Annotated in this window: 12 protein-coding genes; 2 read left to right on the forward strand and 10 right to left on the reverse strand. The window is 65.6% G+C overall.

Annotated features, from left to right (window positions below):
- Positions 1 to 61: 61 nt before the first annotated feature.
- The gene (locus ABIB27_RS08320; RefSeq protein WP_354216823.1) at positions 62 to 337 is read left to right on the forward strand and encodes a hypothetical protein; all 276 of its coding nucleotides are present in this window, start codon (positions 62 to 64) and stop codon (positions 335 to 337) included.
- Positions 338 to 749: 412 nt separating this feature from the next.
- On the opposite strand, the gene ABIB27_RS08325 is transcribed toward ABIB27_RS08320, so the two are convergent.
- From ABIB27_RS08325 to ABIB27_RS08370, 10 genes are all read right to left on the reverse strand, one after another.
- Complete coding sequence (locus ABIB27_RS08325) at positions 750 to 1238, reverse strand: 8-oxo-dGTP diphosphatase (protein WP_354216822.1); 489 nt, start codon at positions 1236 to 1238, stop codon at positions 750 to 752.
- A 93-nt stretch (positions 1239 to 1331) separates the two neighbouring features.
- Positions 1332 to 2315, reverse strand: a complete 984-nt coding sequence (xerD, locus tag ABIB27_RS08330) for a site-specific tyrosine recombinase XerD (RefSeq protein WP_354216821.1) — start codon at positions 2313 to 2315, stop codon at positions 1332 to 1334.
- Positions 2315 to 2977, reverse strand: coding sequence for an NUDIX domain-containing protein (locus ABIB27_RS08335; protein ID WP_354216820.1), 663 nt, complete (start codon positions 2975 to 2977; stop codon positions 2315 to 2317). The genes xerD and ABIB27_RS08335 overlap by 1 nt, the downstream gene beginning before the upstream one ends.
- 25 nt (positions 2978 to 3002) lie before the next feature.
- Positions 3003 to 4748 (reverse strand): CTP synthase, encoded by a 1746-nt coding sequence (gene pyrG, locus ABIB27_RS08340; protein ID WP_354216819.1) that lies wholly within the window; start codon positions 4746 to 4748, stop codon positions 3003 to 3005.
- A gap of 88 nt (positions 4749 to 4836) precedes the next feature.
- Positions 4837 to 6576, reverse strand: a complete 1740-nt coding sequence (gene recN / locus ABIB27_RS08345; protein WP_354216818.1) for a DNA repair protein RecN — start codon at positions 6574 to 6576, stop codon at positions 4837 to 4839.
- Between the two features lie 3 nt (positions 6577 to 6579).
- Positions 6580 to 7605, reverse strand: coding sequence for an NAD kinase (locus ABIB27_RS08350; protein WP_354216817.1), 1026 nt, complete (start codon positions 7603 to 7605; stop codon positions 6580 to 6582).
- Between the two features lie 13 nt (positions 7606 to 7618).
- Positions 7619 to 8431 (reverse strand): TlyA family RNA methyltransferase, encoded by an 813-nt coding sequence (locus ABIB27_RS08355; protein WP_354216816.1) that lies wholly within the window; start codon positions 8429 to 8431, stop codon positions 7619 to 7621.
- On the reverse strand, positions 8418 to 8663 hold the full coding sequence (locus ABIB27_RS08360; RefSeq protein WP_354216815.1) for a hypothetical protein: 246 nt from the start codon (positions 8661 to 8663) through the stop codon (positions 8418 to 8420). The genes ABIB27_RS08355 and ABIB27_RS08360 overlap by 14 nt, the downstream gene beginning before the upstream one ends.
- A gap of 9 nt (positions 8664 to 8672) precedes the next feature.
- Complete coding sequence (locus ABIB27_RS08365) at positions 8673 to 9662, reverse strand: HAD-IIA family hydrolase (protein ID WP_354216814.1); 990 nt, start codon at positions 9660 to 9662, stop codon at positions 8673 to 8675.
- A gap of 6 nt (positions 9663 to 9668) precedes the next feature.
- The gene (locus tag ABIB27_RS08370; RefSeq protein ID WP_354253776.1) at positions 9669 to 10718 is read right to left on the reverse strand and encodes a tetratricopeptide repeat protein; all 1050 of its coding nucleotides are present in this window, start codon (positions 10716 to 10718) and stop codon (positions 9669 to 9671) included.
- A 36-nt stretch (positions 10719 to 10754) separates the two neighbouring features.
- Here ABIB27_RS08370 and ABIB27_RS08375 point away from each other — a divergent pair.
- A partial coding sequence (locus tag ABIB27_RS08375; RefSeq protein WP_354253777.1) for a hypothetical protein occupies positions 10755 to 11093 on the forward strand: 339 nt, incomplete at its 3' end.

Below are 11093 nucleotides of genomic sequence, written 5' to 3' on the forward strand. Positions count from 1 at the left end.
GGCGGGCCGGTCACCTTTTGGAGGGTGACCGGCCCGCCGTTGGCGTTGCTACAGTGGGGCCATGAGCGACGAGGGTCCACCCACCCTGCCCTTACCAGAGGCCCGACTGCCCGGCTGGCTGGTGCGGAACCCGCTGTATGCCGGTTGGCCATGGACTGGGTTCTGGGCCCTTCTGATTGTTGTGGACGAGTTTGTGGATCTGGCGGGGTGGACCTGGTATCTGCTGGCGGGAATGGCAGCACTGCCAACAGTCCTGTGCGGCCTGGCGGTGCTCCACGCGACCCCGCGCCGGCACCTGAAATCGCCCCGGGAATCCGTGCTGGGGCATTTTTCGTAAGGTTCCTGGCCCTCGTTGCAGCGTTCATGATGTCGGGCGCCTCCGTAGTCATGAGCGCGTCCATCTCACCAACCGTTTAGTCCCCGGCGGGGGGATTCCGAGCGGGCCGTCACCTCGCTTGGCTTAAACCTGCTGGCGGCAGCGGTTCCAGTGGTCATATCGGTGCTGTGGATGGCTTTCATTGTGCGCTGCGCCTGGTTTCTGCGCCGCCGCCGGGGCTGGCGGCAGAGCCCGGAGGACTCGCGGGTGCCCAAGAAGTTCCTGCGGACCAGGCCACGCTTGAGGCAGCTGGTGGTGGGCCTCGCTCACCCCGGCCTCCTGCTCGTCGCCGGACTGGGCACGTCGGTCTTGGGCACTGCTGCTGGGTTCTGTGGAACTCACACTGAACATGCTGCGCTAGCGGCGCTGCCCTTTAGGTGGTGCTCGCCCTGTCCAGGACGTCCCGGACGGTCTCGTTGTCATCGTTGAGGGATACGACAATGTCGATCTCTGATCCGGTCAGCACAACGGGGAGCCAATGTTCGGCGTCCTGCCACATGCGGTCCACCGGCAGCGCCTCCGCTCGGAACCACGCCGGCGCGATTTCCTCGCTCTCCGCCGGCTCACCTTCCCAACGGCGCGCAGTAAAAAGCCGCGTATGCATGTTCCATTCCGGTTTGGCGGGAAACACGAACTCCACGGTCCCCGCATGGCGGAGGTCCTCTTCCAGAACTGTGACTCCTGCTTCCTCGAACACTTCCCGGCACACCGCTTCAGCGTCGCTTTCGCCGGCCTCCACATGTCCGCCAAGGCCCACGATTTTTCCTGTCCCGAAGCCTGACTTCTTGAGTCCGAGCAAAACTTCCTGCCCCGCGGGGGTGTCCCGAAGCAGGAAACACAGGGTCACGGGAACTGAGGTCATGGTCACCAGCGTAGCCCGGCGGCGACGGAGCGGAGCCGGTGTTTGGCGCGGGCACAGCAAATTGCTTTCAGCTGAACGGATACGTGCGCCGTGTCAGCCCAGCGCACGCGGGTGGGCGGCAGCGTAGATTTCACGGAGCGTGTCCGCGGTGACCAGGGTGTAGACCTGTGTGGTGGTGACCGAGGCGTGGCCCAGCAGTTCCTGCACCACGCGGACGTCCGCGCCGCCCTCCAGCAGGTGGGTGGCGAAGGAGTGCCGCAGGGTGTGCGGCGAAACGACCTTCGTGATGTTGGCTTTATCCGCCGCGGCCTTCAGGATGGTCCAGGCGCTTTGCCGGCTGATTCTTCCGCCCCGGGAATTGAGGAACAGCGCCGGCGTACCGTTGCCTTTTGCCGCCAGCAGCGGCCGGCCCCGCACCAGATACGCGTCCAGGGCACGGGCGCCATAGGAGCCGAGCGGCACCAGCCGTTCCTTCGAGCCCTTGCCGAACAGCCGGACCACCGCAGGCCCTGCCTCAGCGTCCTGCAGCGAAATGTCGTCAACGTCCAGGCCCACGGCCTCACTGATCCTGGCGCCGGTGGAGTACAGGAACTCGAGCAGGGCCCTGTCCCGCATTCCGGTGGCGGTGTCCGTGCCGGTGGCCTCAAGGATCCGGGTGACCTCGTCCACGCTGATGGCCTTGGGCAGCCTCTTCCCTGGCATCGGCGGGTGGACATCGCCGGCGGGATCCGTCGTCGTGAGTCCTTCGAGGGCCCAGAACTTGTGCAGTCCGCGGACGGCCACCACGGTCCGGGCCGCCGATCTGACACCCAGTGCCGTGCCGCCGTCGGAACCGTCGTTGAGCGCCATTACGAACCCTGTCACGTGACGGCGGGTGATCCGGCCCGGGCTTTGGCAGCCCTCTGACGCCAGGTACCGCGAATACCGCGCCAAGTCGCGGCGGTAGGCGGCGAGCGTATTGGCGGCCAGGCCCCGTTCGACGCCCATGTGCTGAAGATACGCCGTGATGGCGTGATCGACGTCGGTCAGGGGACGGACGGGCGGCGCTGTGGCTACCGCCGAAGTGGGGGCCGTCATCAACGCTGGCTGGGGTGCGCCGGCCAAGGGGCGTCCGAGGGGCGCAGTCCGGCAAAGCCGTCTGCCCGCGCCGCCGCTGCGGCCAGGATCCCGACGACGGCGGACGGGTTGTGCAGCCGCCCGCCCAGGACTGCCGCCACGGCATCGTCCAGGGCAATCCAGTGGAATTCGATTTCAGCTTCCTCATCGGTCCGCTCATGGCGGTCGTGATGGGGAACTTCCGTGAGGTCGCGGGCAAGGTAGATCCTGATGGCTTCACTGGAGGACCCGGGCGAATTAAAAAAGTCCGTCAGCACGTTCCATTTCGCGGCGGCGAGGTCCGCCTCTTCAGCCAACTCGCGGGCGGCACCCACCACAAAGTCCTCGCCTTCCACATCCAGAAGGCCGGCCGGGATCTCCCAAAGGTCCATGCCCACGGGGTGCCGGTACTGCCTGATGAGGAGGACCTCGCCGGCGTCGTTCATGGGCAGGACCGCGACGGCGCCGGGGTGGTCGATGTAGTCGCGGGTCAGCGCCTCACCGGTCTCGCTCAGCTGGAAGCTGTCGCTCACAACGTCCCAGATCCGGCCTTCATAGACCTTTTCCGTAGACAGAAGACGGCGCGGGCTCGGTGCGTCCGAAACCTGCCCTGCAGCTGGGATCGTTTCAGGTGTACCGGGCATCGCGCCGTCCTCTACTTATTCGGTTCTATTTTGCGGCAACCGTACGTAACGGCTTGGCGGCCGGTGCGTTCTGTGCATTCTGGTGGTCCAGGGCGGCCTTGATCAGCCCGCTGAAGAGCGGGTGGGGCCGGGTGGGACGCGAGCTCAGTTCCGGGTGCGCCTGCGTTGCCACGTAGTACGGGTGGACCTCGCGTGGCAGTTCAACGTATTCCACGAGCTTGCCGTCCGGTGACGTGCCGGAGAACACGAGGCCCTCGGCTGCGATCTGCTCGCGGTACTTGTTGTTGACCTCGTAGCGATGGCGGTGGCGTTCGCTGACGGTGGTCTTGCCGTAGGTCTCGGCGATAACGGAGCCTTCGTCGAGCTTTGCCTCGTACAGCCCCAGGCGCATGGTGCCGCCCAGATCGCCCTTGCCTTCCACGATGTCCAGCTGCTCTTCCATGGTGGCGATCACCGGGTACTTGGAGTCCGGCTCGAACTCGCTGGAGGAAGCGCCTTCGAGGCCCACCACGTTGCGTGCATACTCGATCACCATGCACTGCAGGCCCAGGCACAGGCCCAGGACGGGCAGCTTGGATTCGCGGGCGTACTTCAGGGCGCCCAGTTTTCCTTCGAGGCCACGGATTCCGAAACCGCCCGGAACACAGATGGCGTCCACGCCGCCGAGGGAAGCGACAGCACCCTCATGGGTTTCGCATTCGTCCGACGGTACCCAGCGGATCTTGACCTTGGTGGCATTGGCAAAGCCACCGGCGCGCAGGGCCTCGGTCACGGACAGGTAAGCGTCCGGAAGGTCGATGTACTTGCCCACCAGGGCAATTTCGACGTGGTGCTTCGGGTTGTGGACTGCTTCAAGCAGCTTGTCCCAGCTGGTCCAGTCAACGTCCCGGAACGGCAGGTCCAGGGCGCGGACGATGTAGGAGTCCAGCCCCTGCGAGTGCAGGGTCTTGGGGATGTCGTAGATGCTCGGGGCGTCGGGGCAGCCGATGACGGCTTCAATGTCCACATCGCACATGCGGCCGATCTTGGCCCGCATGGCCTCGGGGACTTCGCGGTCCGAGCGGATCACGATTGCCTCCGGCTGAATGCCGATGGAGCGCAGGGCTGCCACGGAATGCTGGGTTGGCTTGGTCTTCAGTTCCTGCGACGGTCCGATATACGGGACCAAGGAGACGTGGACGAAGAAGACGTTGCCGCGGCCGATGTCCTGGCGGACCTGGCGGGCCGACTCGAGGAAGGGCTGCGACTCGATGTCGCCCACGGTGCCGCCGATTTCGGTGATGATGACGTCCGGCGCGTTCTTACCCTCGGCGGGCAGCCGCATGCGTCGTTTGATCTCATCGGTGATGTGCGGGATGACCTGGACGGTGTCACCCAGGTATTCGCCGCGGCGCTCCTTAGCGATCACGGTGGAGTAGACCTGGCCGGTGGTTACGTTGGCGGAGCCTTCGAGGTTTTCGTCCAGGAACCGCTCGTAGTGTCCAATGTCCAGGTCCGTCTCGGCGCCGTCGTCAGTGACGAAGACTTCACCGTGCTGAAAGGGGTTCATCGTGCCCGGATCCACGTTCAGATAGGGATCGAGCTTCTGCATAGTTACAGACAGGCCGCGTGCCCGCAGCAGGTGACCGAGGCTCGAAGCCGTCAGTCCCTTACCGAGCGAGGACGCCACACCACCGGTTACGAAGATGTGTTTGGTCGTCTTGGATGAGCCCGGGAACCGGGAATTTACACGGGAATTTGATCGCTGCACCACGGAATTCGAGCCTATCATCAATTGAGCCTTCCCCGATCAGGAACTGGATCCCCAAATGATCCAGTGTGCACGGCAAGGCACTCTGCGATCAAGGGGTTGGCTGCCGTCAGGCCCGCTGCGGCAGCAGTTTTGCGTCGTCCAGCAGCTCCTGCGCGTGGGCCTGCGCGGATTCGGAGTCCTCCTGGCCGGCCAGCATCCGGGCCAGCTCCCTCACCCTCTCCGCGCCGTCGAGGAGTCGAACATCACTGGAAGTGAACCCGGTGGCGGTGCCCCCGTCGGCTCCCCTAACCGATGTTTTGGTGACGGTGATGTGTTGGTCGGCGAACGCCGCCACCTGCGGCAGGTGCGTGACCACCAGGACCTGGACGTGCCGGGCGAGCATGGCCAGCCGGCGTCCGATTTCAACGGCGGCCCGCCCCCCGACGCCGGCATCCACCTCGTCGAACACAAAGGTAGGCACCGGGTCCACTGCTGCGAGCACCACTTCGATCGCGAGCATCACTCGTGACAGTTCGCCGCCGGAGGCGCCCTTTCCGAGCGGCCTGGCCGGCGCCCCGGAGTGCGGCTGGAGCAGGAACGCGATTTCGTCGGCGCCATACGGCGTCAGCTGTCCGGCACTTTCGAGGTTGATCAGCAGGGTGGCGTCGGCCATGGCCAGTGCCTTCAGCTCGGCGCTGACACGGCCGGAGAGGACCTTGGCCGCCTTGGCCCGGATCTTGCTGATGGCAGCGGCCTGTTTCTGCAGTTCCGCTCCGGCCCGGAAAACCTCGGCGTCCAGCGCTTCGATCCTGGTGGAATCGTCCTGCAGTTCGTCGAAGCGCACGCGTGCGTTCCCGGCCCACAGCAGGACTTCGTCGATGCTGGGGGCGTACTTGCGGACCAGCTTGGCCAAGGCGGCCCGCCGGTCTTCGATTTCGGCGAGCCGCTCCGGACCCTCCGAGTCCAGGCCTGCCTGGTAGCTGGCCAGCTCCGTGGCGATGTCGGTGAGAAGGAAGCCCACTTCTGCCAGCCGTGCCGCGGCGGCGCCCAGCTCGGCGTCGTGTTCGGCCACATTTTCGAGGGTCCGTTTCGCGGCATCAACGAGTGTGGTGGCGTCGCTTTCGTCGCCGTAGCCTTCCGCAATGAGCGCCTGGTGCGCGGTGTTTGCCGCGATCCTGAGCTCCTCCACGTTGGCCAGCTTCACTGCCTCCGCTTTGAGGGTCTCATCCTCCCCCGGCTGCGGCTCCACCTCGTCGATCTCGGCCAACGAGACTTCCAGGGACTCGGCCTCGCGAAGCCTGTCACGTGCGGCGCTGCGGAGTGTTTCCAGCTCTGCCTTGATGGTCTTCCAGTGACTGTATAGCGCCTGGTAAGCACCCAGCGGGCCTGCCAGGGCTTCGCCGGCAAACTTGTCCAGGGCACCGCGCTGGGCCGCTGCCCCCTTCAGCCTGATCTGGTCCGACTGGCCGTGGACCACCACGAGGGTTTCACCGATCTCGGCAAGGACTCCCACGGGCGCGGCCCGCCCACCCAGGAATGCGCGGCTGCGCCCGTCCGCACCAAGGCGACGGGCCAGGATGAGTTCCGCGCCGCCGTCGAACTCTTCCACATCGGCACCGGCGTCCACGGCCCGGGCAATCGCGGGGTGCCCGGCGTCGAGCTTCAGGACCGCCTCCGCGGTGGCGTTTTTCGCACCGCTCCGTACCGCCCCGGCGTCGGACCTGGCCCCCAGGAGGAGGCCGACGGCGGTGACCACCATCGTTTTACCGGCACCGGTTTCGCCGGTGACGACGCTCAGCCCGGGGCCCAGCGGCAGGATGGCGTCGGTGATGACGCCCAGATCGCGGATTCTCAGTTCTTCAAGCATGGTTCACTTTGCGGTTGCGGAATCGGTATCATCATCCGGCTCGTCTCCGGAGGTGACCTGAAGCGGCGGCATCGGCCGGAGCGTGTGGACGATCGGAATGGGTCCGGTGTGGATGGCTTCCGACTGCGGCACGGGCCCGCGCCAGCCATGGATGGGAAGCTCGAACTTGCGGACCAGACGGCCGGAAAAAGGCGTCTGGTGCGTCCTTGCGAGCCGGACCGGGATGGCGGACTTTGTCACTTCCACGCGCGCGCCGGGGGGAAGATCCACGGAGCGCCGGCCGTCGCACCAGAGCACACCCTGGGCACCGGTGCGGGTGAGGACTTCAACGGCCAGCCGTGACCGGGGCGACACCACCAGGGGCTTGGCGAACAGTGCGTGGGCGCTGATCGGGACAATGACCAGGGCCTCAACCTCCGGCCAGACCACTGGGCCGCCCGCAGAGAAGGCATAGGCCGTGGACCCTGTGGGCGTGGCAAGGACCACGCCGTCGCACCCAAAGGACGTCAGCGGGCGCTCATCGACTTCGGTGACCACCTCGAGCATGCGTTCGCGGTTCCCTTTTTCGATCGCGGCCTCATTGAGGGCCCAGGTGTGCCAGATTTTCTGGCCGCGGACCCAAACCTGGACATCGATGGTCATGCGCTCTTCCACCGTGTAGTCGCGGCGGGCAATCCATTCCACGGTCTGGGCGAGGTCGGCGCGCTCACTTTCGGCCAGGAATCCCACGTGGCCGAGGTTGACGCCCAGCAACGGCACGTCGACTTCGCGCACCAGCTCGGCCGCACGCAGGATGGTGCCGTCACCGCCCAGGACCATAACGAGCTCAACGTCCGGCAGCTGCACATGGTCGTGCAGGATTTCCACAGGCTGGGTGAGGTGGCCGAAGAATCTTTCCATGTCGGCCAGTTCGGATTCCTGCATCACGGGCACAATGCCGGAGTCGTGCAGCCCGGAACAGGCTTCCCAGGCAGCCTTCAGCGAGTCCTCGCGGCCAGTGTGGGCAAGGACAAGTACTCGCCTGCTCATCGGGTTCCGCTTTCTAGTGGTTCGGCCAGATACGTCCAAGCAGGCCGTCAAGGGCTGCGTGGCGCTCTTCGATCTTAGGCAGGTCTTGGGTCATCCTGCGCTTTATCCACAGGAAGTATTCGACATTTCCGTCCTGGCCGGGAAGTGGGCTGGCCGCCAGGCTGCATAAGTCCAGTCCGGCGTCGAGCGCCGCATTGGCGACCTTTTCCACCGCCATCCGGCGTTCACGCTCTGAATTCACCACGCCGGTCCGGCCCAGGCGGTCCTTGCCGATCTCGAACTGCGGCTTCACCATGAGTACCAGGTCACCGCCCGGCTGCGTGCACAGCGCCAGTTGATGTACCACCAGGGTCAGCGAAATGAAGGAGAGGTCAGCCACCGTCAGGTCGGCCTGTCCGCCGATGTCCGCTGGCGACATGTACCGCACGTTCAGGCCCTCGTGCACGGCCACCCGGTCATCGGCCCGGAGCTGCGGGACCAGCTGATCATGGCCGACGTCGACCGCCACCACGTGTGCCGCACCGCGCCGCAGGAGCACCTCGGTGAAGCCGCCGGTGGAGGCGCCGGCGTCAAGGCACCTCTTGCCCCCAACCGTGACCTCCGGAAAGGCGTCGAGAGCGCCCGCCAGTTTGTGACCGGCGCGGCTGACGTAGCTGTCCGCTTCCGTGTGTTCGACGGCCAGGTCCTTGCCGTCGTCAACCTGCAGGGACGCCTTTGACAGGATGTGGCCGGCCGAGCTCACTTTGCCCTCGGCAATCAACGTGGCGGCGTGGGTCCGGGACCTGGCCAGACCGCGGGCGACGAGTGCCTGGTCAAGTCGTGCCATGCTCAAGCTTCTCCCTCGCCATTCCTGGCTCTTCCTTCAACGCTTGCAGCAATGCATCGTGGAGGTCACTGTAGATAGCTTCGTGCTCTGCCACCGGCCTGTCCGCGACGCCGTCCAGCACGGCAACGATGGCCGAAATGCCCGGGTCGCTGAGCTCCTGTGCGGCCGTCTCAGGCCATCCGGGTGCTTGCTGGGCTGGTTCGGGGTTGTCCTCGTCGTTCAGCTCAGTCATTGCACCAGTCTAATGATTGAGCCACTCAAGTTTGGGCTTGGTGGCCCGGGCGGCTTCCGGGACCGCGGTCCACCAGGCCGCGCAGGCGGCCCGCCACGAATCCAGGTCACCTTGGCTGCCACGGACGTGAATGGTGTCACCGCTGACCCGCGCGGTGGAGGCCCCGCAGCGGTGCGTTCCGTCAGCGTGGTCCACGGCCGGGTAGGGACGGTGGAGGTCGCCGAGGGAATCGATGATGTAGTCCGGGCGTTCGGCCGTGCGCGCGGCCAGGATAGTGGCCCGGGTATCGACGCCGGTCAGCACAGCCACCGTGGCAAACCCGGCGTTGTTGCCGCCGAGGATGTCAGTGTCCAGACGGTCGCCCACCACCAGTGGGCGGTCAGCCGCGAGCCGTTTAGCGGCGGTGTGGAAGAGCGGAGCCTCCGGCTTTCCGGCAACCCTCGGAGTCTGTCCGGTAGCGCTGGCTACTGCTGCCACCAGCGTGCCGTTTCCCGGGGCCATGCCCCGTGCCAGGGGAATGGACATATCCGTGTTGGTAGCAATCCACAATGCTCCGGCCGACACCACGAACGATGCCTCGGCCAGTTCTTTCCAACCGATCCCGGGATTGAATCCTTGGACCACGGCTACAGGATCCTCGTCCTGGCTGTAGACAGGAGTCAGTCCCACCAGTTCGATTTCCTGCGCCAGAGCTGGGCTGCCGGTGATAAGCACCCGTGCGCCGGGGGCAACGAGCGATGCCAGGAGCTCCGCAGCGGCTTGCGAGGAACTGACAACCTGGTCGTCTTCGGCCGGCGCACCGAGTTCACGGAGATGCGCCGCAACCTGCGCCGGAGTGCGCGAAGCATTGTTAGTGACATACCCCAGGCCAATGCCCAAACCTTCGAGTTGCTGCAGCGAGTCCACGGCGCCTGGGATGGCGTGCTGTCCGGCATAAACCACACCGTCGAGGTCCGCCAAAAGGGCGTCAAACCGGGAAATCAATGGAATTTCAGTCATGGCGAGCTAGTTCCGTTCTTCAGAGTGGGCATCGGTGCCGTTGTTGCTGTCGCCGGCGTCGCCGTGCCCGGCGTTATGCTCTTCGTCATCGTCCTCGGTGTCACCGGCTTCCAGCTCGTCTCGTTCGACGGAATCCTCATCAGAGTCGGCATCATTTGAGTCGAAGAAATCCGATTCGACGTCGTCGATGGCCGCATCCACGCCGGCGGCCTGAATGACAGTCTTGTCCGCGGCTACCTCGGAACGGGCAGCAGAAGTGGAAGCACTGGTCTCCGGTCCTGCGGCAGCGCGCTCCAGCAGTCTCCGGCGCTGTGCTTCCTCGCGGGCTTCCTCTTCCTCGTCCCAGCCCAGGTCCACGATGTCCGGCTCCTCATCGGCACCAAGGCCAAGGGCATTCTCAGCCACCACGGCCTGCTTCTGCCATTTAGCCGCCTCGTCTTCGCGACCAACGGCGGCCAGAGCATTTGCGTAGGCCCGGAAGAGCCTTGGGCTGTAGGAGAACGCACGGTTCATGTCCAGCTGGGCAATTTCAAGTTCAGCCACGGCAGCGTCCAACTGGCCGAGGTCAGACCGCGCTCCGGCCGCCACGATGGCCAACTCGACTTTGCCGGGCGCGTCCAGGTCATTCGCTTCCTCGGACCGGACCACGTCTAGGGCACGGTCAGGCCGGCCCAGTCCGCGTTCGCAGTCTGCCATCACGGGCAGGTGGACGTTCGAACCGCTGATGCGGCGGTAGGTCCGGAATTCGCGCAGTGCTTCGCCGTAGTGTCCTGCAGCGTAAGCGGTGAGTCCGACGGCTTCACGGACGGCCGCCAGCCGGCCACCACGCCGGCTCGCGGCGAGAGCATGCTGGAAGGCCAGCTCGGGTTCTTCGTCGATCAGGCGTCCGGCCATTACCAGGTGGCGGGCAACCCACTCGGCGCTCTTGTCTTCCAGAGTCTTGATCTGGTGCTGCGTAGCGCGGTCAAGCTCCTTGCCCGTGACATCCTCATCGATTTCCGGGGAACGTTCGCGGTCCGGGCGGTTGGCGCTGCGAAGGTCACGCGCGTTGGGCACGCGGGCCGGGCGGTCTTCGGCACGGTCCCTGCCGAATTGCCGGGGGCCGGAGTCACCGCGGTCGCCGCGGTCGAAACTGCGGGGAGCACGCTCCTGGCGGTCGCCGAACGGCTTGCGGTTCTCGCCGCCACCGAAGCTGCGACGCTCGCCATCGCCTTCACGACGCGGACGGTCACCATAGGGCTTATTGTCACGCTCACCGAACGGCTTCCGCTCACCACCACCGAAGCTGCGACGCTCGCCATCGCCTTCACGACGCGGACGGTCACCATAGGGCTTGTTGTCACGCTCACCGAACGGCTTCCGCTCACCACCACCGAAGCTGCGACGCTCGCCATCGCCTTCACGACGCGGACGGTCACCATAGGGCTTGTT

Origin of the sequence: Arthrobacter sp. UYEF21 (genome assembly GCF_040546085.1) — a bacterium.
In the GTDB taxonomy this organism is placed as follows: domain Bacteria; phylum Actinomycetota; class Actinomycetes; order Actinomycetales; family Micrococcaceae; genus Arthrobacter.